The organism is Mesorhizobium sp. B2-8-3, from assembly GCF_006440815.1.
Taxonomy (GTDB): domain Bacteria; phylum Pseudomonadota; class Alphaproteobacteria; order Rhizobiales; family Rhizobiaceae; genus Mesorhizobium.
This window is the reverse complement of record NZ_VFTW01000032.1, coordinates 1-22,516: the sequence shown is the minus strand read 5'-3', so window position 1 is coordinate 22,516 and position 22,516 is coordinate 1. Positions and strand designations below refer to the sequence as shown.

The 22,516-nt window shown below is 58.9% G+C and carries 11 protein-coding genes; 7 read left to right on the top strand and 4 right to left on the bottom strand.

Translation table 11 applies throughout. From position 1 onward, the window contains the following. Positions 1–24 precede the first annotated feature (24 nt). Together FJ418_RS28755 and FJ418_RS28750 are read right to left on the bottom strand one after the other, a co-directional pair. Complete coding sequence (locus tag FJ418_RS28755) at positions 25–3,669, bottom strand: AAA family ATPase (protein WP_181167130.1); 3,645 nt, start codon at positions 3,667–3,669, stop codon at positions 25–27. 266 nt (positions 3,670–3,935) lie between these two features. Next, entirely contained in the window at positions 3,936–4,679 is a 744-nt protein-coding gene (locus tag FJ418_RS28750) for a hypothetical protein (protein ID WP_140871501.1), read from the bottom strand. Between the two features lie 211 nt (positions 4,680–4,890). Here FJ418_RS28750 and FJ418_RS28745 point away from each other — a divergent pair, with 211 nt between their 5' ends. The 6 genes from FJ418_RS28745 to FJ418_RS28720 all read left to right on the top strand — a co-directional run bounded on the left by FJ418_RS28745 (position 4,891) and on the right by FJ418_RS28720 (position 18,115). Then, positions 4,891–5,520: a recombinase family protein gene (locus tag FJ418_RS28745; RefSeq protein ID WP_140871498.1), complete on the top strand. Its 630-nt coding sequence runs from the start codon at positions 4,891–4,893 to the stop codon at positions 5,518–5,520. Positions 5,521–5,680: 160 nt separating this feature from the next. Continuing rightward, on the top strand, positions 5,681–7,054 hold the full coding sequence (locus tag FJ418_RS28740) for an SIR2 family protein (RefSeq protein ID WP_140871495.1): 1,374 nt from the start codon (positions 5,681–5,683) through the stop codon (positions 7,052–7,054). Continuing rightward, complete coding sequence (locus tag FJ418_RS28735; protein WP_348643130.1) at positions 7,018–8,100, top strand: phosphomethylpyrimidine synthase ThiC; 1,083 nt, start codon at positions 7,018–7,020, stop codon at positions 8,098–8,100. The genes FJ418_RS28740 and FJ418_RS28735 overlap by 37 nt, the downstream gene beginning before the upstream one ends. A 140-nt stretch (positions 8,101–8,240) precedes the next feature. Further along, complete coding sequence (locus tag FJ418_RS28730) at positions 8,241–11,738, top strand: helicase-related protein (RefSeq protein WP_140871489.1); 3,498 nt, start codon at positions 8,241–8,243, stop codon at positions 11,736–11,738. 78 nt (positions 11,739–11,816) lie between these two features. Then, positions 11,817–14,693: a DUF1156 domain-containing protein gene (locus FJ418_RS28725; RefSeq protein WP_140871486.1), complete on the top strand. Its 2,877-nt coding sequence runs from the start codon at positions 11,817–11,819 to the stop codon at positions 14,691–14,693. Between the two features lie 17 nt (positions 14,694–14,710). Beyond that, positions 14,711–18,115 (top strand): DUF499 domain-containing protein, encoded by a 3,405-nt coding sequence (locus tag FJ418_RS28720; RefSeq protein WP_140871483.1) that lies wholly within the window; start codon positions 14,711–14,713, stop codon positions 18,113–18,115. A gap of 79 nt (positions 18,116–18,194) precedes the next feature. Here the strand turns inward: FJ418_RS28720 and FJ418_RS28715 are convergent, their stop codons facing one another. Further along, positions 18,195–18,482, bottom strand: a complete 288-nt coding sequence (locus tag FJ418_RS28715) for a hypothetical protein (protein WP_140871480.1) — start codon at positions 18,480–18,482, stop codon at positions 18,195–18,197. Between the two features lie 526 nt (positions 18,483–19,008). Here FJ418_RS28715 and FJ418_RS28710 point away from each other — a divergent pair. After that, positions 19,009–19,620 carry a hypothetical protein gene (locus tag FJ418_RS28710; protein ID WP_140871477.1) on the top strand — a complete coding sequence of 204 codons (612 nt, stop codon included), beginning with the start codon at positions 19,009–19,011 and terminating at the stop codon, positions 19,618–19,620. A gap of 190 nt (positions 19,621–19,810) precedes the next feature. On the opposite strand, the gene FJ418_RS28705 is transcribed toward FJ418_RS28710, so the two are convergent. Continuing rightward, on the bottom strand, positions 19,811–22,516 hold a 2,706-nt coding region (locus FJ418_RS28705; protein WP_210243168.1), incomplete at its 5' end, for a hypothetical protein.

Sequence of the window (22,516 nt, the reverse complement as noted above, 5' to 3'; positions counted from 1 at the left end):
ACCGGTCTCGCTGATGCGTCGCCACTACGCGGTTGAAGTCGGATGCCCACTGATAATCCGGGCCGAAGCCAGCGAGCGAATTTCGTCCGCGTAGAGCATACCTCCCTGCGCGCCGGGATGGTCACGTGATGTGAGAACCATGTCGGCATAGCCCCACCGTGCGTACCAGGCCTGTTTACGCTCCCAGTCTTCGCGGTACTTGCGCCGGTCTAGCATGCCGAGATGTTCCCAAAACCAGGTGTGTCCCGCGTATTGGATAGTGAAATCTGGTAGACAGTAGTCGGTTTCGCTCCCGGGAGCGTACAGCCGCTGTTCGTAAAGCGGCTCCAACCCTAAGCCCTTCAAGACCTCGTATACTATCACCTCGCTCTTCGAGCGCATCGGCGTTCCGTCTTCAGCGCGGTGGATAAGTCCTTCCGGCCGGTACCGTTCGGGTAGTCGCAAATCGCCCGCCGTATCGCCGATCAGAAGGTCGAACATGAATGTGCTGCGTCGGGCCGTTTCCGAATACGCGGGATTGCGCAGTTGATCGAGGATGGCTGTGTCTCTTTCGACGAGCACAATCACCCGCTCGCGAAATCGCGTGAGCGCCGTGTACAGCAACTCGCGGGATAGGGTCGCTGCCTTGCGCGGAAGGATGACGATTGTTACGCCAAAGTCGCTGCCTTGCGCCTTGTGGACCGTAAGCGCATAGGCGAGTTCGAGGCACTCCTTCACCTCGCCCTTCAGGTAGCGATACTCGGCCTTAGGCTGGGTCGAGAACACGACGACGGCTTTATCGGCTGGATCGGTGCCCTTCTTTTTCCAGGCCTGGGTCACTAGGCCGATCTCGCCATTGGCGACGAAGCGCATGCCGTCGGCTTCTTTTGGCAACCACTTTTGCCGGTTCACAATCTGCATGACCTTATCGTGGATGACGATGCCCTGCTCGCCCATCGGGTTCGGCCATACGCTGTGCGGATCTGTTGCTATGGCGATCTCGTGACTGCGGTAGCGCTCTTGGACGACCCGGTTGATCTCTGCAGCCCCAAACGCGTGTATGCGCGTCGGCGTGAGAATCTGCCAGGCCTCCGCTTGCTCCCATTTCTTATCCGTAATCCCCAGAGAGCGGTCGAATGCAGTCGCATTGCCGGGAGCGATGCCGATCATGCGAAGGGCGTCATCGATCTTCGCGATCAAGTCTTCGTGGTCGTTCCACGTTACCAGAGTAAGGTCGCCGAGCGTCCCGCTGCGAGCCGCACGTGCGATGATCTCGTCGTCACCCGGCCCGCTCTCGTCACGATATCCGTCGGCCAGCTGAAGGCCGGGACTGACGACTTCCTCGCCATCGACGCGGCGGACGCGCATGCACGTCTTGAGTTCGGCGATGCAGTGCGGGCGCTCCCGCCTTAGCCAGCGTATGATGTCGAGAAACGGGCGTCCCGGGCCGATGGGCGGCAGCTGAAAGGCGTCGCCGACAAAAATAAGGCGAGTGATGGCGCCCGACTTGATAGCGCGAAACAAGGCGGCGAGGAGTTCGACGGAGGGCATCGAACTCTCGTCGATGACCACGGTCGAATAAGATAACAAACCTTTCTTCGGTTTGTCGAGAATGCGGTAGTTCGCGCCTAGCATTTCAACGTCCCACAACACTTGGTGAATTGTGGATGCTTGACGCCCCGACGCGGTCTGAAGGCGCACGCGGGCCTTACCAGTCGGGGCCGCGAGCAACGTGGCGCGAGGTCCCTCGATTTCGCGGAGCGTCCGCAAGAACGCTTTTAAGACAGAGGTCTTCCCCGTGCCTGCACCGCCGGTGAGCACACTTAGCCGATTGCGATATAAGGTTTCCAGGGCGGCGACCTTCTCCGATAGGGCTTCGGTTTCGCGTTCAGTGACCGGCTCACCGAAACCGCCCTTGTCTACCGACTTTGTGAGGATAAGTTTCCACTCGGGGCTGGCCTCAGGGAGGCTGGCGAGCGGCCCGACTTGTTTCTTGACGATCTCCGCGATCTCCAGTTCGCAACGGCGCACGCTCTTGAGGGCTGCCACGCGGACTTCAGGCGCGGCGTCCCGTTCCACCTCAGCGGCACCGAGGTCCTCCTCCATCTCGGAGAGCTCGTCCGAGACGCTTGGCTTGGTCTCCGGAGGGGCGTCGTCGCGGCGCCAGGTGTCCGGGGCCTCGACCGCCTTAAACCATATGATCTGCTCATAATATTTTCGGTCATCGGAGTCCCAAACCACGGCCTGGTCGGGTGCGCAGCGCCTGGGCTCAGGAAAATAGGCCGCGCTGCGCGCGATGAGGGTTTCGAAGGGAAGAGTCGAATCCCCGGCATCCGCGGCGTCGCGCAGTACCGCCCGCATCACCGCGCGCACCCGTCGCTGGTCGTTACGCGCAATCGGGGCCTCGGTGCGAAAGCGGGCGGCTTCCCCTTCCGGCCGCATACCCTGGTCGATCACATCAAGCCCGATGGGAGCGCTGGCATCTGTTCCGTAGTCCTGCTCGTAAAGACGATAGGGATTTTCAATGATGGCTTCGTTGCTTGCCTCGATCCCGCGTTCCTTCCGAGCGGTACCATTTGCGACGCCGGAGAATTGGTCGCCCGTGAGCTCGAAGCGCACGAGCAAATCGAGCAACTGTCGAGAAGGTTTCTGCTTCTGCCATTCGGCAGCGGCGAGCTGAAGGCCTTCGGCGTGGTCCGATTCTGGCGTGGCGTAGCCTTCTAAAATGCTCTTGAGATGCTGCCATGGGTCCGTGCCGCGCTGCTCCAACTCGCGCAATACGCTCGCGTGGTAGGCTACGCCACGCTCGTAGCCGAGGTGGCGCAACAGTGCCCCAATTCCAGGATATGCGCCGCGGCCCGCCCAAACTTCGTCGAGTGCGCTGTTCAGCCATTCGAGCGCGCCGGCCCAGTCACCGCTCACACCGCGTCCGATAGTTTGATCGGCTCGAAGCTTCTCGACTACGGTGATGATGGCGAGTAGCGCAGATACCGCTTGGCCGTCGCTTACATGCTCGGCGACGTAGGAGAAAGGCAGTGATAGGTCACGCGGTGGCCGGCATATGATTTGTTCCACGTCGAGTCCTGCCGCGATGTATTCTTGGTAAGGGATGCGCACCCCTTCCTCTGGCCAGCACTGGGTGATCCTACGAGACCAAACGGGGAACCGGCCGGGCGTCTTGGGATTTGGCCCGAAATAGATGGGATCGCCGACTTCCCCGATGCGCGAAACGCCTACCATCAGCCTGTTCGCCTCGTCATCGACAGCGTTCCCGCGGTTGCAGTAGAGGAAGACGAGACTGGCACCGCTGTTGAGCTTGCCCCAGAAGCGTTCGAGCAACGCACGCTGCCGGTCGTCTTCCTTCACCCACGTCCCTGGGGTTGGCGAGGAGGGGCCGCGGATCAGGAGGTTCTCGTCCTCGCAGATGTCGCGAAAGCTGTTTTCCAGCATCCAGCGGTATGGCGTCGGGCAAAGCGAGTACGGCGGCACTTCCTCCTCAACAGACGGCAAGCTGCGTCCCGGCAACGGATCATCATGCCGAATGACATATCTCTCACCGCCGAAGGCATTAGTATCGCGCGAACACGGCGGCAGATATCCGGTGGTCGCTTTCAGAAGGGACAGTGCGCAATCCGCATTGGGCTTTTCGATGTCAAGGTCGCGCCGCTCCCGGACGTGGTCGTGCTCCATGCATGCGGCATTTAGATTGGGTGCCCGGCAGACGCGGCCATTCCAACCCGAGTCATGCCAAGTAAGCCGCGCAGAAAGGTGTGTCGTCATTGTTGTTTGATCCGGAATGAGAATTCGGCAGAGCAGGGTGTATTAACACCACAGATTGAACGGCGCCCAAAATGTCACAATCTTCTGCTCTTGTCGCGACTTGTCAGCCGCAAGTCACAATTTCAATCGACCCAAAGTTGTCATTGCGCTTCCGAAATTTGCCGTTTTCGCCCAAGTTACCACTTTGGCTCCGGCTGGTAGGCCATTTTCGAAACCACTTTCGTTGCGTCGCCGCGCCGTTGATACTTCCCGATCAAAGCTTCCACGTCGTCCTCCGAGACCGAATTGACGCGATAAAGTTTCCACATCTTGTCATTGGTTGGCGAAAGACGATATGTCCTGCCGTTGGCGCGGCAGTACCAATGGGGGGATTTTTGCAGCTGCGTCCACTTGCAGTCAGCGCCTGACAGGAGCCGCTGTTCGCGAGCTATTCGGTGTTCTTCACGCCATTTCTGATAGTTTTCCAGCTGCTCCGTCCGATGGCGCTCATCTTCCCGTTCTACGTGGTCCCTAAGTAGGCCGATGATAGCTGGAAGCTCGGTACCATCTGCCTTTTCCTTCTCGTAAAGCGCGAGACAGCCCTGTTGAAGCTCCTCTTTGGGATATGAGAAGTATTCCTCCTCCTCAAACGCCTTCAAGCGTTGTCCGACGTCTGTCGCCGTAACCTGTGGCCCAGGCATTTCATTGATGAAATCACGCAGGGCCTCGATGGGTATCCAACAACCCACCGCGGACTTAAGCAGGACCTCGCGTTGCCCATCCCACTTCCTCCAGATCGAGTTGCCCCGATCAACCCGCCTAACGATCTCATGCGCCAATCTGATCACCGAATATGGGTCTCGGATGTGGCGCAGGGACGGGCTCTTCACGTAGTCAAAGAGGAGTTCCTTAACGGCCGAAATGCGTTCGTCTTCTCTCATCGTGTACTTCCTGCTTGTGCATGTTCCTCCATACGTCTTCGGCGAAAGCCGAAGGTGGCCAACTGTCGTTGCTTTGAACACGTCCCGCCACCTGTCCTTTTTGGGTGTACCTTTGGCGAACCAACTTTGGCTTGGTTCGATAATTGTCGTTTGACAATTCAAATCGAACCGCGTATTTGGGAACCACTTAAATCGAACCGGAGACTTATTCATGTTCGTACGCGCATATCTCCGAGCATCAACCAAGGACCAGGACGCAGAGCGGGCAAGAACGGATCTTCAAGCGTTCGCTAAGGAAAAGGGGCTGGCAATCGCCGCTACCTACACTGAAAACGAGAGCGGCGCATCGCTCCAACGCCCGGAGCTGTTTCGGCTTCTGTCGGACTGTCAGGCCGGCGATATCCTCCTGATCGAGCAAGTCGACCGTTTGAGCCGACTAAACGCGGCCGATTGGGATCGCCTCAAACGCGAGATAGACGATCGCAAGGTGCGCGTGGTTGCGCTGGACCTTCCGACCTCTCACACAATGATGACAAGCTTGTGCGACGAGTTCACCGGCCGCATGTTCGGAGCGATCAATGGGATGATGCTCGACATGCTTGCTGCTATCGCCAGGAAGGATTACGAGGACCGCCGTCGCCGTCAATCGCAAGGTATCGAGAAGGCGAAGAGCAGCGGTCATTATCGAGGCCGCCCCGAAGATGCGAAGCGCAATGCTGCTATCGTGAACATGCTAAAAGGCGGCCAAAGCTGGAACGGTATCATTGATGCCACTGGCTGCTCTCGATCGACGCTAAGTCGGCTGTCGAAGCGCCTTCCCGAACGGCGGCGCGTCTCCTAACAGCTCGGCGGGGGGAGCTTCTCTTGCCCGATATGACGGAAAGGTTGTCTACACGGTCCCGATTCGCGCCATCGATCGTCGAGGGACCTAACAGGAGATTGTCTAGATGAGAATGAAACCCAGTAGCTACCTTCCGACGCGAATATAAGAGGGCAGCACGATGTCGGCAGAGCTGGAAAATCTCGTCAACAGTTTCTCTCGGGCGGCGTTTCATGGGAATGCAGCTTGGTTCGTAGGAGCCGGAACGTCTCGCCCCTCCGCTTTGTCGGGTTGGGTGGACCTTCTGAAGCCACTTGGACAAGAGCTTGGGATCACAGTCACAGCCAACGATGACCTGCCCGCGATTGCGCAGTATTACGTCAACAAGATGAGCGGCAACAAAGGCCCGTTGGTTCAGCACCTTCGCCAGACCCTCGGCGGCGCTGCAAGACCAAACTTCTATCACCACCAGATTGCTCGCAGCAACGTGGGCACCATTTGGACAACCAACTACGACCATCTCATCGAGGCCGCCCTTGCACAGGCGAGCCTTCGATACCGGGTTCGCATTCGCGAAAGCGATATGGTGGAACTAGCCGAACCTGGCACGACTGAGGTGGTAAAGGCGCATGGGTCTTTCGGTGTATCGAGCCCAGCGGAATTTGTCATCGCGTCGGAGGACTTTGAGGACTATGCATACAAGCGGCCCGCGACGACGGCCCGTTTGCAATCTAATTTGCTTGGCAAGAGTTTCTTGTTCGTTGGGTATGGCTATGGTGATCCAAATGTTCGAACTGTTCTCCTCGAAGCTCGTCGGCTAGCCGAGCGGGCTAGTCATCCACACTTCATGCTCACAGCAGCACAGGACACAGCCGACGCGGAAAAGGCTGGGCGGCAAGAGCTGTGGAGAGCCGACCTGGCACGCATTGGCATAAAATGCGTGCTCATGCCTGGCTACGATGCTGTAGAGCAAACTGTGGCGCGCATAGCGCGGCGTTCGCGCGGGCCGACAGTCTACGTGACGGGGTCCCACAAAGACAGTAGTGCACTTGCGTCTGAGGTCGGAAAATCACTGGCTGATCCGATGCAATCTCGCACCATATTGCTCGATGGTCAGTCAGCGGGAATTAGCCGCGATTTGCTTTCTGCGTTTCAAACGGCTTGCGTAGAGCAGCAGGTCGACCTTAATGAGCGGCTGCGTTTCTTTCCAAATCCCTACTCGTCCAATCCAAAATTTTCGAGCGACCCTCGCCTTTTGCCGCTACTAAAGGAGTGGCGCAGCTCGCTGCTTCGGCAGGCTCATTCTGTTTTGGCGTTCGACGGCGGCATGGGAACTCAGGCGGAGGTAGAGCTTGCCAAGGAGCTAGGGTGCTGCATAGTCCCTGTGCCTCTTTCTACGACCGGCTCAGCTCTTTCGCTTATCCGCGATCCTCAGATTGCTGCCGATCTCGACAAGCGCGCGCCGGGCTATATCCCCAAGGCAGAAGCCTTGAAGTTGAGCGCAACGGACATCGTCGAATGTCTGCTTTCCGATATGCCGCCATGGCCGCATTAGCTAGAATTCCTGGCCCGAACGGCACGGTGGTAGTCGGAGATACCGAGCCGGTTCGCGTCATGGCACTCGTTGGGACGACCAGCCGCCGCGATGAGGGATTGGAGAGCGAGAAGATATTTCGTTTAGCCGCCCATCCCCACCGTCCCGACATAGTAGCCGATTTGAGCATAAGACCATCGCCTAAACCGCTCTGGCGTCGAATTGTCGAAACTGGCCTCCCTGCCGCCACGCTACCGATCTACACGGCGCCGTCTGTCAGTGATCGGCTAGATCGAAAGGCTCTGCTCGATCGGGCGGTCGAGCAAATGGAAGGTGGAGTTGGTATGATCACCGTCCACCCGACAGCTACCAAGGCGATCGTAGCTATCGCCCGGCAGGATCGCGGCTTGCCTTGGACCTCACGAGGAGGCGGTCTCATTATCCGAGACCTGCTAGCCGGAACTTCGGCAGAAAACGCCTACCTTGCTATCCTGCCGGACCTAATATCGCTGGCAAAACGACTTGGCGTAACGATAAGCATTGGAGCGACCTTCCGTTCGGCGACGGTTCTAGACGCCGATGACCGCGCGCAGCGGATGGAACTCCGTATGCAAGCTGATCTTGCGGCACAATTGTTGGCTGAAGGCTGCTCGGTAGTGATCGAGGGGCCAGGGCATGCCGCGCCAGGGGCGATCAGGTCCTTAGCTCGTCAAATGCGGCAGGCGGGATGTCCGGTGATGCCCCTTGGGCCTATCCCGACCGATCTAGCCGTAGGCTACGATCATGTGTCTGCAGCGATTGGAGCCACACTCCTTGGGCTGGAGGGAGCCGCCCACATCCTAGCAGCTGTGACGCGAGAGGAGCACACGGGAGGGGTGCCAAGCATAGCATCAACTCTTGAGGCCATAGACACGGCGCGAGTAGCAGCCCACGTCATTAACTTGCAGCGGCTCGGAGCGGGATCAGAAGAAAAAGCGGTCGCGCGTGCTAGGTCGGAAAATCGAACTTGCGTTGCCGGGCGAACCCAGCACGGCTGCTCGCGATGTGGGCATGCTTGCCCTCTATAGAGCACGCTTACCTCTGAAAGAATCCACTTACTGCGACCCGGATTAGGTGTAGCGGACGCAGCACCGGTAAGGTTGGCAATGCGCTTTTTTCCCCGATAGGCTAGACGAGCTTTTAAGATTCCTTTGGCATTGAATTTGCGATGAGTATTTTCGACGACATTAAGCCAGGCACATGGCTAAGGGGACTAGGTGGCCCCGGTCCCGCAGAGGTTATTACGGTCTTTCGCTACGGCGATGACGCTGCGAACATTGCCTACCGCCTGGAAGGAAATATTTCGGAACGCCTTCTCTATCGTGGAGAGGACGTCAATCTTGAGATTATCAAGACCGGTGCCAGCTACTCATTCGAGGCGGATGGCCAGTTGCTGAAACTGGCCTCTGAGGCTTACCGCATTCGGTTAGCCCATCTTTTCGACCCTTACCTGGCGGTATCCGCCTCCCAGATCGAAGCACTGCCTCACCAAATCACCGCCGTTTATGGCGAGATGCTTCCGCGTCAGCCGCTCCGTTTCCTGCTGGCCGATGATCCCGGCGCTGGCAAGACAGTGATGGCTGGACTGCTGATCAAGGAACTGCTCATTCGAGGCGATCTCGACCGTTGCCTAATCGTGGCTCCGGGTAGCTTGGTCGAGCAGTGGCAGGAGGAACTTGCTGACAAGTTCGGTCTGTACTTTGACCTGCTGACCCGTGATCAGATCGAGGCCTCGGTGACTGGCAACCCCTTCATCGAACGAAATCGCCTTATCGTTCGGCTCGATATGGCATCGCGGTCTGACGAACTAAAAGCCAAGCTGGACGCGTCGCCTGAATGGGACCTGATCATTTGCGACGAGGCGCATCGGATGGCGGCGTCTTACTACGGCGGAGAGATCAAGGAAACACAGCGACACAAGCTCGGCAAATTGCTCGGGTCACGCACTAGAAATTTTCTGCTGATGTCCGCCACCCCACACAACGGCAAAGAAGCCGATTTCCAGCTATTCATGGGGTTGCTAGACGCCGACCGTTTTGAAGGCCGTTTCCGCGAAGGTGTTCATAAGGCCGACGTGTCCGACATGATGCGTAGGCTGACTAAGGAAGAACTCTACCGATTTGACGGCACCAAGCTCTTCCCCGACCGACACGCATATACCGCCAGCTACGATCTGTCTCCCTTAGAGGCAGACCTCTATCAGGCCGTGACGACCTACGTTCGCGAAGAGATGAACCGTGCTGATCGCTCGGGAGACGATAAGCGTCGATCAAACGTGGGGTTCGCGCTGCAAATTCTCCAACGCCGCCTCGCATCATCTCCGGCCGCGATCCATCGTTCTCTGGAGAGAAGACGTAGGCGGATGGAAGAGCGCCTGCGCGAAGCAAGGACAATGCGCGGCGCATTTGCGATTGGCACCCCGAATTTGCCAGTTTTCGACCCCGACGATCCTGACGAGGTGCCAGGGGCGGAAGCCGAGGCCGCCGAGGAACAGATTCTCGATCAGGCCACTGCGGCTGGCACTATTGGGGAGCTTGAGACGGAGATCGCGATCCTGAGAGATTTGGAGGAGCGCGCACTAAAACTGAAGTTGTCTGGCCTCGACACGAAGTGGCGGGAGCTTGAGGCCATCCTCGACGAACCGATGATGACTGATCCGTCGACAGGTACGCGGCGCAAGGTCCTCATTTTCACGGAGCCAAAGGACACGCTGGAATACCTCCAGCACAGAATCGCGACCCGTATCGGCGATTCGGCCGCCGTGGTCGTGATCCATGGTGGGGTTGCGCGCGAGGCAAGACGCGCCGCGATCGCAGCCTTCAACTCCGATCCGGTCGTACGGGTGATGATCGCCAATGACGCAGCTGGCGAGGGTGTAAATCTCCAGCGGGGCGCGCACCTCATGGTGAACTACGATCTCCCGTGGAATCCGAACAGGTTGGAACAGCGTTTCGGCCGCATCCACCGCATCGGCCAAACGATGACATGCCACCTCTGGAACCTTTGCGCCGCCAATACGCGTGAGGGCGAAGTTTACAGGCGGCTCCTCGAAAAGCTGGAGGAAGCCCGGAAGGCTCTAGGTGGGCGTGTCTACGACGTGTTGGGGGAACTTTTTGAAGGCCATGCCTTGCGTGACCTATTGGTCGAAGCCATCCGCTTCAGTGACAGCCCCGAGAAGAAGGCTGAGTTGTTCCGAAAGGTTGAGGGCGCGGTGGATGTCGACGCCATCGAGAAGCTCGTCGAGGAACGGAAGCTGACCTCCGAGGGCATGTCTGCCAGCTCGGTAGCCGAGATACGCGAGCAGATGGAGCGTGCTGCGGCCCGACGCTTGCAACCGCATTTCATTGGCTCTTTCTTCCGTGAGGCGTTCGCGAACTTAGGCGGACGCATGTCGGAGCGGGAGAAGGGTCGCTATGAAATCCTGCGCGTCCCACCAATTCTGAAGGAAAGAGACAGGCTGATCGGCAGGGCCGATCCGATACTTGATCGATATGCGCGGGTCACGTTCGAGAAGTCCCTGATCGCCGGCCAGCCGCAGGCCGAACTTCTCGCGCCGGGCCATCCAATGCTGGAGGCTCTCGTTGATGTGATACTGGAGCGGTACCAGCCGCTGCTCGCGCAGGGCGCAGTGTTGGTCGATGATTCCGACGATAGCCTTGAACCCAAGCTCTTGGTCTACCTTGAGCACGCCATCCGCGACGGGCGCACGAACCGATCAGGCGAGCCACGAGCCATCTCGCAACGCTTACAATTTGTATTTTTAAAATCTAACGGAAACGCGTTTGACGGGGGGCCGGCCCCTTATCTCGATTGCCGACCTATAACTGTCGGTGAGCGCAACCTTGTGGCCGACCAGATGAAGGCCTCCTGGCTTTCCGCCAATGTCGAGAAGCAGGCGATGGCCTATGCAATCGGAACTCTCGTTCCGAGCCATCTCAATCAAGTCCGTAGCAGGCGTGTTGGCGAGATCGACAAGATCGAACGGGAGGTGCGCGCGCGGCTAACTCGTGAAATTAACTATTGGGATGCGCGCGCGGCGAGGCTTCGAGAAGAGGAGCGTGCCGGCAAGGAACAGCGCATTAACGCACAGAACGCGGAAGCAACCGCTCAGCGCCTTGTCGAGCGCCTCTATCGCCGTCAGACGGAACTCGACAGCGAGCGACAAATTTCGGCCATGCCACCAGTTCTGAAGGGTGCGGCGCTTATCATGCCGGGGGGGCTATTAAGATCACTCCAGCCCGCGCCGCAGGGGCTCTCGCCAGATGGTTTCGCCGAAGACCCCATTCTGCGCGCCAAAAGCGAGCGGAGGGCCATGGACGCTGTCTTCGCGGCCGAGCGCGCGCTTGGACACCACCCTCATGATGTTTCGGCGGAGAAAAAGGGGTGGGATATCGAAAGCCGTCACGGCACGACCGGCCATTTGCGCTTCATCGAGGTCAAGGGCCGCCATGAGGCTGGTCGCGATATCATCCTCACCAAGAACGAAATCCTCGCCTCACTGAACGCAACGGACGCGTTTGTTCTCGCCATCGTGCAGATCAACGATGGATTTGTTCACCAGCCCGTCTATGTTCGCCGGTTTTTCAACAGGGAACTGGGCTTTGCTGAGACAGCGGTGGTGTTTAACGTGGCCGATCTGCTATCGATAGGCACTGGGCCGAATTGAGGCTCGATTCCCTAGGAGGAAAATCCGCGACGCGTAAGCCGAACCGGCTGTTCTCAGGGGGTAGAACAGGGTTTTGGCATGACTGTAGCGGCTCCCCGCAAGAAGCTCATCGAAGTCTCGATCCCGCTGGAAGCGATAAACAAGGCCTCGGCCCGGGAAAAGTCGATCCGCCACGGCCATCCGTCCACGCTGCATCTGTGGTGGGCACGTCGCCCGCTAGCAGCGTGCCGCGCAGTGTTATTCGCGCAACTTGTTGACGATCCCTCATCCTGGCCGGATAAATTTCCAACGGAAGCGGAGCAGGAAGTTGAGAGGCTCCGCTTGCACCGGGTCATCGAAAGAATGGTGCCGTGGGAGGCATCCAATGACGAGGCGATCCTGGACGAAGCGCGCTGGGAAATCGCGCGCTCGGTAGCCTGGGGATTAGGGGAGGAACCGCCAGCGAAGGACAACGGCAGCGCGATCCTCGCCTATCTCCAGGAAAAGGCCGCGCCCGTCTATGACCCTTTCTCGGGTGGCGGCTCAATTCCGTTGGAGGCGCAGCGCCTCGGGCTTCGCGCCTATGGGTCGGACTTGAACCCGGTTGCAGTGCTAATCGGCAAAGCGTTGCTGGAAATCCCGCCGAGATTTGCTGGTCGCCAGCCGGTCAATCCAAAGGCGCGGTCCGAACTTAAGCGCGGCGGGAGTTGGAACGGCAAGGGCGCGCAAGGACTTGCTGATGATGTCCGCTATTATGGCAAGTGGATGCGGGATGAGGCTGAAAAGCAAATTGGTCATCTGTATCCGAACACAAAACTAAGCGACGGTTCAGAGGCAAGAGTGATCGCTTGGCTCTGGGCACGCACGGTTCGCTCGCCTGATCCCGCGGCCAAGGGCGCAATGGTTCCGCTGTATTCTTCTTTGATGCTGTCTCGAATGGCGCGTAACAAGGCGTGGGCCAGCGTAACGGTTGATCCCACGAAACCAAATGGGTGGGCATTCCAAACACATACAGGGGCAATAGAGCGTAACGACGAAGAGGAACTTCGAAAAGGCAATGTCCAGCGAAGCAGCGGGGCGAAATGTACCCTCACTGGTACATCGATTCCGTTCTCGTACATTAGGGCCGAAGGCATAAATAAGCGCCTAGGCCAAACACTTATGGCGACAATCGCAGAAGGACCAAAAGGAAGGATCTATCTGTCCCCGGACACGGTTCAAGAGACGTCTGCACATCGAGCAAAATCACAATCGTTGGTGGATACTCCGCTGGCTGGTAAGAGCCGAGTCAATCTATCCCTATACGGGTTTGAGACTTTTGGTGACATTTTCTCAGAGAGGCAAAAGCTAGCGCTTGAAGTCTTTTCGTCCCTAGTTTCTAAAGCGCGCCAACAGATAATCCACGACGCTACGGTCGAAAGGGCTTTTGACTCCGATAAAGATCGCGAGGGATACGCTGACGCGGTCGCGACTTATTTGGCATTTAATGTTTCCAGCGTTGCCAACAGTTCGTCACAAATATGCACCTGGGACCCCGGAGGCCCTGGGTGGAATACGAAGGTGCGGAATACATTTTCACGGCAAGCTCTTCCTATGACCTGGGATTACGCTGAGATAAATCCTTTCTCAGGCAACACCGGAAGTTTTGATGTCAATCTCGAATATCTCGTTAAGGCAATTCAATCTCTGGAAGTCGCAGGTGGTCTTGCATCGGTTTCTTTGCAGGATGCGGCTGAAAACAATTATAAAATTAAAGCGCCTGTTTTTTCGACAGATCCACCATACTATGACAACATTGGCTACGCAGATCTATCGGATTTCTTTTATGTTTGGCTAAAAATTTCACTCCAACACATTTGGCCTGATTTGTTTCGCCGGCTTTCAACGCCCAAGGAAGCAGAGCTTGTCGCGACTCCGACAAGACATGGCAATAGGCAGTTGGCCGAAGAATTTTTTATGCAAGGGATGTCGCGCACCCTCGGTGCGATGCAAAAGGCGGCGGCGGATGGAATTCCGTTAACAATCTACTACGCATTTAAACAGTCAGAGGTCGCAGAAGAGGGGATTACTTCTGCGGGCTGGGCTTCTTTCTTGCAGGGAGTTGTGGATTCGGGTTTGCTGATTGATGGGACGTGGCCTATCCGAACTGAGAGTGCGGGCCGCTTGATCGGCAATAAGGCCAATGCTCTAGCTTCCTCGATTGTATTAGTTTGTCGTAAAATTAATCCGACGTTAGCGCTTGGGTCCGATAGGGCGGGCTTCATCGCCGCGCTAAGGCGCGAACTTCCGGCAGCAATAACAAAAATCCGCGCAGCCGGTGTTGGGCCGGTAGACATGCAGCAATCGGTTATTGGACCAGGCATGGGCGTCTTCACCCGGTATTTGGAAGTGCTCGAGGATGATGATTCAAAGATGACCGTCAAAACGGCGCTTTCGATTATCAACCGCACTTGGGAAGAAATCGACAACGAGATTGTTGCAAGCTTCGACCCCGAGACGCAGGTGGCACTCGCCTGGTTTTCCTCTTACGGCTTCGAACCAAAGCCTTCTGGCGAGCTGATCACTCTTGCAAACGCCAAGGACACAACGATTAGCGATCTATTCGCCTCCGAAGTGTTTGCCGATCTCAAAGGGCGAACGGCGTTGACTAAGCGTGGAGAACTCGATCCACGGTGGTCGCCTATCCGCGACCGGCGGCTAACAGTCTGGGAATGCGTCCAACATCTTGCTCGAACACTCAGTGCCGCAGAAGGTGGCGCGCAGGCAGCAGCTCGCCTGATCGTAGAAATGGGACCAAAGGCGACGGACGCGCGAGCTCTGCTCGATCGTCTGTTCCAGGTCGCTACAGACAAGGGTTGGGCCCAAGAAGCGTTGGTCTACAACCAGCTTGCCGAGGAATGGCCCCATCTTTTGGAACGTTCGACCAACATATTCAATGAAGTGCGGCCGGCCGAGACCGGCGATCTGTTCGCGTAACGAATCCGGGAGGATCGATGAGCAACGAGAAGGAGACGCTGCGACGCGTTCAAGATGGTCTCTACCATCTGCAACGGGCATTGGGCTCATTCATCGCCGAGCGGATGGAGAAGAAATATGGCAAGGGGTGGCTTCAATTTGCGAGCCGCGCCTCTGGCTCCGGACCGCGCGACCCGCTAGACATTTACGGCATGCTGAAAACCATGCTCGACCAGTGGCGGGATGTCTTTGATGATGCCTTTGCCCGCAATGAGAAGTTCAAGGTTCGCAATTTCGCCTCCACCGCTTTCGATGGACGGAACGCCACATCTCACCTCGCCCTACCGCTGAGCGATGCCGAGGCATTGCGATACCTCGACGCCATGGTCTGCCTCGCGCGCGCCGTCAAAGGACCAAAGGCCGAGATCGACGAGATCACCAGCCTTTACACCGCGCAGGGACAATCCGGCTTTCCGTCAGTGGTCGCCCCCGCTGATCCGAAACTAACCATGACAGTTGTGCCTGCACAGCCAGCAGCACGTCCCACGCTCTTGCTTGCCGGGCGAGACAAACCTTCTGCTGAAGCCAAGCCTGGCACATTGTCGCTCGGTCTCGATCCTGACGAGACGCCAGCCGGCGCGCTGCGTCCTTGGATCGAGGTGGCCTTCCCGCATCCAGATGTGATTGCGAACCGCTACAAGCAGTCGGAGTTTGCGGCGGACCTCGCTGCGGTCGACATGGGCAACGCCAGCGACGACTACGCGACGCCGGAAAACTTCTTCCGCATCACCTTCCTGACCGAAGGTTTGCGGCGTGTCTTGCGCACTGCGCTTGAGCGACTGACAGGCGCGGGTGGCGACCCGGTGCTTGGCCTCCAGACATCTTTCGGCGGCGGCAAGACGCATACCATGCTGGCGCTGTACCATCTTGCCCACGCACGGGACCTTGGTCTTCTCAAAGGTGTGTCCGACCTCGCCGACACGCTTGGGGTTAAGAACTGGCCATCAGTGAAGACCGTCGTGTTCGTAGGTACCGCAAAGGGGGTCGATTCCTCCCTGGTGCTGAAGGATGGGCCGAAGGTACGGACATTGTGGGGCTACATCGCCTGGCGGCTGGCCGGAGACACCGGGCTTGAGCTGATCCGCGAGGCCGAAAGCGGCGGCACGAACCCAGGCTCGGAACTCATGGTCGAGGTCTTTCGGTTCGCCGGCCCGAGCGTGATCCTCCTGGACGAAGTCGTTGCGTTCGCCCGCCAACTTCCAGATGATCGCTTTGAAGCATTCCTCTCGTTCATTCAGTCACTGACTGAAGCAGCCAAGATGGTACCCAATGTCTTGCTCGTCGGCTCGCTGCCAGAAAGCGATCAGGAGGCAGGCGGAGACAAGGGCGTGGCCGCCTTGCGTCGTTTGGAACGAGTGTTCGGCCGTACAGGCTCCCCCTGGCTCGCAGCGCATGGCAATGAGACGTACGAGATCGTGCGTCGTCGTCTCTTTCAGGAGCTGGACGGTGAGGGAGAGAAGGCGCGCGACGAGACTGTGAAGGCCTTCCATCAGCTCTACCGGAACAACCCGGGCGAGTTCCCATCGTATGCGAAGGAGCCGCGATACCAGGAACTCCTGAAGCTATCCTATCCGATCCATCCGGAGCTGTTTGAACGGCTATCGAAAGACTGGTCGACGCTTGACAACTTTCAGCGCACGCGCGGCGTTCTGCGCTTCATGGCCAATGTCGTCAGCGTGTTGTGGCAGCAGCGCACCCGTGACGCGCTCATTCTGCCCGCTCGTGTTCCGCTGGCTGACGAGCGTGTGAAAGCCTCTGCGATCTATCCGCTCGACCCGGCCTATTCCGCAGTGATCGACAGCGAAGTTGATGGCGACGGCTCTTTACCGGCGCGCATGGAGTCGGTGACGACCCGCCGCATTTCCCAGGCACGGGCCGCGACGCGCGCCGCACGCGCGGTGTTTCTCTGCTCGGCACCGACGGTTGGCCAGCCGCATCACGGTGTCACCGGTCAGGCCATTCGCCTTGCGTCCGCCGAACCCGGTGATCAGCTGGCCATTTTCGGAGAAGCTCTGCGTGAATTGCACGAAAAGGCGACGTACCTCTACGAGGACGCCGGCCGCTACTGGTTCTCGACGCAGCCGACCCTAAACCGGTTGGCAGATGAGCGCGCCAAGGCCTATCCGGCGCACGAGGTTGACGCCGAAATCATCCGCATTCTCTCGACAGAGAACACCCAGCGAAACACCGGCTTCTCGAAGGTCCATGCGGCACCTGACTCCCCTAGTAGCGTTGATGAGGCGGCGTCGCTCGCGCTCGTCATTCTTCTGCCGGCCAGTATACACACCAAGGGCGCTCCAAGCTCGCCCGCCCTAGAAGCGGCTGCCGACGCGCTGACCCGTTGTCGTTCGGCCCAGCGGCGCTATCGAAATACTCTCATTTTCGCGGCCGCCGACGAGGCCTCTCTGGCAACAGCACGCGAGGTCGTCAGAAAGTCCCTAGCTTGGTCATCGATAGAGAAGGAGGCTGACAAAGGCGACCTTCGCAAGCAATTGACGCAGGGCCAAATCGAAGACGTTTCCGAGCGGGCGCGGTCCAATCGCGATTCTGCGGACAAGGCCGTCCGCTCTGCATGGATTCACATCCTATATGCCGAAAAGGAAGAAGCCGCGCTCGATGGGCGTCCATTTGAAATTGCCCAGACCACGTTGCTGGCGAGAGATCGTCCGTCCATCGCGGCGTCGGTCTATGAAAAGCTCTCTTCGCGGGGCGACAGTATTGTGAAGGATACGCTCGGTCCACGTATGCTTTCAGCCAAGCTACAGAACTTGTGGCCCGCCGAGCAGCCCCATGTATCAATCGCCGATCTCAAGGAGTGGTTCGCGTCATACGTCTATCTGCCGAAGCTACGCGACGCAGCCGTACTGGAGAGCGCAATCGCGGAGGGCGTGTCCACCACGGACCCGATGTTCGGCTACGCGGATTCCTACAACAGCGAGACAGCCACCTACGAAGGAATTGTCTTTGGAAGGTTTGCGCCGACGTCCTTTTCTGACAGGGCGGTCATCATTCGAAAGGATGTGGTGTCAGCAGCGTCGCAGCCAAAAGCAACCGCGGCAAATGCCGCAACCACAACAGGAGCTTCTAGTGGCGGAGGAGCCGCCGGTCCCGCAGGCGGCTCGACTGTCGAACCCGTGAAAACCCAAGCGCACCGCTTCTTCGGCGTTGTGGAGATAGACCCCTCAAGGCCAATTCGCTCATTCGAGTCGATCGTCAACGCAGTCGTCGCCGAACTCCAACGACAGCCGGGCACCCGGGTGAAATTGACGCTCGACATCGAAGCCTTGTCGGACGCGGGCTTTCCCGACGGAGACATTGACGTGATCCGGGACAATGCGAAGCAGCTGAAATTCAAGGCAGAATCAACTGGCTTTGGGGACTGAGTTGGCCCGTGCTGGCACCATATTTCCTTGTCCAAGATGATTAATCGGCCGCACGCTCCTTGAGCCACGAGGCCCTTTCTCACGGTTCGCTAAGGTGTCGCCAGTCGACTGACCGCGCCAATTCAGCGTCGCGCTTCCACATCGCTTCAAATTTGCGCTCCTGCGCGTGCTCAGCCGCAATTCGGGCGTCAATCTCCTCTTGCAGCTCATCGAGCGGCCAGTCAGAGCCGCCGCAGTCGCCGGCCCCTGTCAGGTAAAGCCGCCGGATGGCCGCTTCCGCGCCCTTGGGCTTACTGCGCCAAAATTCGCTCTCGCGAAGGCGGAGCTCCATCTCGCGCAGCAATTCCATTGTGTCGTTGTCGCGCATTCGCAGGTTGGGTGTACTCATCTGTGAGGTTTTGACCCTCCTTCGCCCCGGAACGATGGGTGAACGCGTTGCTACCATTTTGCTACCCAATTCGGTAGCACGAAAGAAAACAAGACATGACACGGCGAGAAAAAAGCAGCGTAAGCAACTGAAACGTAATGACATGGCGGGATGACTAGGGGCGGGTGAGGACGGCTATAACCGAATTTCAAGACCGGTGCCCCTGGTGCCAACTTTGTGGTGATCAGTGCTGCTCGCGATGCGGGGAAGCTTGCCCTCTATTGAGTCCAGCTTACCTCTCGATAACACCCCGACCTGAGAGAACAGGCGTTATCGGGATGCCGCCTCGGCGGGCAACGCGCTTTTTTCCCCGATAGCTTTGCGGGTGGCGCAATGGCCAATGGAGTCGGAACATTCCTGTCACTCGCTGTGTTGCTTAGCTTGCGTTAGAACGGTAGAATTACCTGGACAAAGCTGCTAGCGAATTACGCTAAAGGGACTTCTGCCGTTTGTTTCGGGGGGAACGATGTCTGGACCATTGAATTCGAGGTTCTTTTTCGACTTTGTTCGCCTCCATCTATTCGACGGGAGAATGTCTTCCGGTCAAGCTGGTGGATTGAATATCATACTGGCAAAGTGGAGCGCGGGTTATGCCGCGCAGGATGATCGATGGCTGGCCTATGCGCTGGGAACAGTTCATCATGAAACTGGCAGAACGATGCAACCCATCACAGAATTTGGGGGGCCAAAGTACTTCTTCAACATGTACGACCCCTATGGACAACGTCCCGACGTTGCGAGGCGGCTTGGCAACACCGAAAGGGGCGATGGGGTTCGTTTTTGCGGACGCGGTTTTGTCCAGCTCACCGGCAGAGCCAATTACATCACCTGGGGACGTCTTTTTGACACCGATCTGACCGCAAAGCCGGATCTGGTTCTCCAGCCGGAATTGGCCACGGCGATCCTCTTTAGAGGGATGATCAACGGGACATTTACGGGTAGCAAGCTGGCCGACTATTTTGAAGGCGCCAAAGCCGACTGGGTAAAAGCTAGAAGGATAATCAACGGCAAGGACAGGGCGGAACTCGTGGCGAGTTATGCCATGAAGTACTATGCGGCCATCAGCTATACAGTGTGATCGTCCGCTGCCGTCGCGTTGGTTCGCTTAAAGATCAAAAAATGCGTCAGAGCTGCGGCTACGGCCAATGGGGCCGGGCGAGGCCTTTGGTTCGATCGGGCGGTTAGCGATCCCGAGCCTCGGATCAGGCAACTTCTCGTTGCATGTCCTGTGGTTGTTGCTCCCTGCAAAAACTGTCGGCTCAGACGCGTCAGTTCTGTCCTCCATTGCGCGCCTGCCAGGCTGCGAGAAGCGACGGTTCGCTCGTCCACTCCCGACAGGTCGGCATCCAGTCCTGCACTGGTCCGATGTGCTGCTGCCATTCCTGCGCCGACAGATTTCGGCCGACGCGCTCTGTGCAAAGCCTGTCGAACACTCGCTCCGGGGTTAACAACAGACGTACGCCGCCATCCTCACTTGCGGTGGCTAGAAGGTCGTCCCTCGGGCTGAAGGCCACGGCATTGACCCGGCCACCATGTTCCACACGAGCCTCCTCATTGAGGTCGACAATTCGGATCAGCCGCGCACTACCGTCCGAGCTGGCGGTGGCCAAGAGGTCACCCTTGGAATTGAAGGCAAAGGCTTTGACCGGGCCGCCATGCTCGATGCGGGCCGCTTCACTGCCGTCGGCAGTGCGGATCAACCGGGCGCTGCCATCGTCGCTACCGATAGCAAGAAGGCTGTTGTCCGGGCTGAAGGCGAGGGCCCATACCGCGCCGCCGACCCGTATCACACCGCTGCTCAGGACATGAACGAGGGGGTGGATGGTAGCCACCACTTTGCCGTCGGCGCTGTGGATCAGCTGGGCGCTGCCATCGTCGCCGCCGGTGGCGAATAGGTCGCCGTTCGGGCTGAAGGCGACAACCAAGACCGCCTCGCCGTGTTCGATACGAGCCGCCTCACCGCCGTCGGCAGTGCTGATCAGCCGCGCGCCGCCGTACCAACTGGCGGTGGCCAGCAGATCGCCCTTCGGGCTGAACGCAACGTCTCGTACTGCCTGATCGTGATCGATGCGGACCACCTCTTTGCCGTCAGTGGTGTTGATCAACCGCGCGCTACCATCGTTGCTGCCGGTGGCCAAGAGTTCGCCATTGGGGCTGAAGGCGACACTCCACACCGGGCCATCATGCTTGATGCGGACTACCTCTTTGCCGTCGACGGTGCGAATCAGCCGGGCGCTCCCGTCGACGCTACCGGTGGCGAAAAGGTCGCCCTTCGGGCTCAAGGCGACGCTCCTTACCGGGCCACTGTGATCGATGCGCGCCACCTGTTTGCCGTCGGCGGTGTTGATCAGCCGCGCACTGCCATCGTTGCTGCCGATGGCCAAGAGATCGCCATTGGCGCTGAAGGCGACGCTCCACGCCGGCCCGCCGTGCTCAATGCCCGTCACCTGGCTGTCGTCGGCTGTACGGACCAGCCGCGCGCTGTAGTCGCTGCCTGTGACGAGGAGGTCGCCTTTGGGACTGAAGGCGACGGCGCGGACCGGGCCGTCGTGATCGATGCGGGCTACCTCTTTCCCTCCTATGGTTTGAATCAGCCTCGCGCTACCGTCGTCGCTACCGATGACGAGAATGTCCCCTTTCGGGCTGAAGGCGACGCCCCACAACGGACCGCCGTGATCGATGCGGATCACCTCCTTGGCGTCGGCGGTGCGAATCAGCCGCGCGCTGCCGCCCCAGCTGGCAGTCGCGAGGAGGTCGCCGTTCGGGCTGAAGGCGATGGCATTGACCGGGCTATCATGCTCAATACGCGCCACCTCTTTGCCGTCGGCGGGGCGGATCAGCCGTGCGCTGCCGTCTTCGCTGGCCGTTGCGAACATGTCGCCCTTCGGGCCAAACGCGACGGCATTGACCGGGCCATCATGCTCAATGCGGGCCATCTCTTTGGCGTCGGCGGTGCGGGTCAGCCGGGCTGTGCCGTTTTGGCTGCCGCTGACAAGCAGGTCACCTTTCGGGCTGAAGGCAACGGCATTGACCGAGCTATCATGCTCAATACGCGCCACCTCTTTGCCGTCGGCGGTGCGGATGAGCCTCGCGCTGCCGTCGTCGCTGGCGGTGGCGAGCAGGTCGCCCTTCGGGCTGAAGACAACCGCCTTGACCCTTTTGCCATGCTCGATGCGGGCCGCCTCACTGCCGTCGGCGGTGCGGATCAACCGCGCGGTTCCGTCCTCGCTGCCAGTGGCGAGCAGTTCACCGTTAGGGCTGAAGGCGACGGCGTGGACCTCGCTGCCGTGCTCGATACGGACTGCCTCGCTGCCGTCAGCGATGCTTATCAGCCGCGCGCTGCCATCGTCACTGGCGGTGGCGAGCAGGTTGCCCTTCGGGCTGAAGGCGACGGCATTGACTTGGCCGCCGTGCTTGATGCTGTACTCCGGCAGTTCGCGCAGTGCTGTGGCGGCTGCTTGAAACGCGGCGTCGGTTGGAAAGCGTCGCCAGCCCTCGATCGCAAGCGCAGCGGCTCTTTCAGCGCTTGCTGAATCTTGCCCGCCCCCCTGCAAACCCGAGGCTTCGGCACCTAGCTGGCGGCCCTTGGCCTCCTGCGCTGTCACTTCCGCCGCGTCACGGGCAGTGTCAGCCCGATTCCGCTGGGTCACATTGTCCTTGAAGAAGTACCCACCGGCGATCAACGCGATCAGCAGCAGGGCAACGACGCCGCGCAGCCAGTTGTTCATGCGCTTCTGTCGCTTGCGAGCGATTTCGCCGTCCTGCAGCGCACGCCCGCGAGTGTCGGCGCTCTCTTGCGCGGCCTTTGCAAGCTCGTTCGCCAGTCGCTCGCGTTCGTGTGCTTGCTCGAGCTCTTCCTCGGCCTCTTGCCGGGCGTGGTCCTGGCTTGCCTTGATAAAGGCGCGCTCGGCGTCGTTGAGATCGTCGCCGCGGCTCTCCAGCCAGGTCGAGGCTTCGCTCAGCAGGCGACCGCG

Coding starts and splice junctions, on each gene's coding strand:
- FJ418_RS28745 (WP_140871498.1), top strand. CDS start 4,891: ATGTTCGTACGCGCATATCTCCGAGCATCAACCAAGGACCAGGACGCA.
- FJ418_RS28710 (WP_140871477.1), top strand. CDS start 19,009: ATGTCTGGACCATTGAATTCGAGGTTCTTTTTCGACTTTGTTCGCCTC.
- FJ418_RS28740 (WP_140871495.1), top strand. CDS start 5,681: ATGTCGGCAGAGCTGGAAAATCTCGTCAACAGTTTCTCTCGGGCGGCG.
- FJ418_RS28730 (WP_140871489.1), top strand. CDS start 8,241: ATGAGTATTTTCGACGACATTAAGCCAGGCACATGGCTAAGGGGACTA.
- FJ418_RS28715 (WP_140871480.1), bottom strand. CDS start 18,482: ATGCGCGACAACGACACAATGGAATTGCTGCGCGAGATGGAGCTCCGC.
- FJ418_RS28755 (WP_181167130.1), bottom strand. CDS start 3,669: ATGGAGCACGACCACGTCCGGGAGCGGCGCGACCTTGACATCGAAAAG.
- FJ418_RS28750 (WP_140871501.1), bottom strand. CDS start 4,679: ATGAGAGAAGACGAACGCATTTCGGCCGTTAAGGAACTCCTCTTTGAC.
- FJ418_RS28725 (WP_140871486.1), top strand. CDS start 11,817: ATGACTGTAGCGGCTCCCCGCAAGAAGCTCATCGAAGTCTCGATCCCG.
- FJ418_RS28720 (WP_140871483.1), top strand. CDS start 14,711: ATGAGCAACGAGAAGGAGACGCTGCGACGCGTTCAAGATGGTCTCTAC.
- FJ418_RS28735 (WP_348643130.1), top strand. CDS start 7,018: ATGTCTGCTTTCCGATATGCCGCCATGGCCGCATTAGCTAGAATTCCT.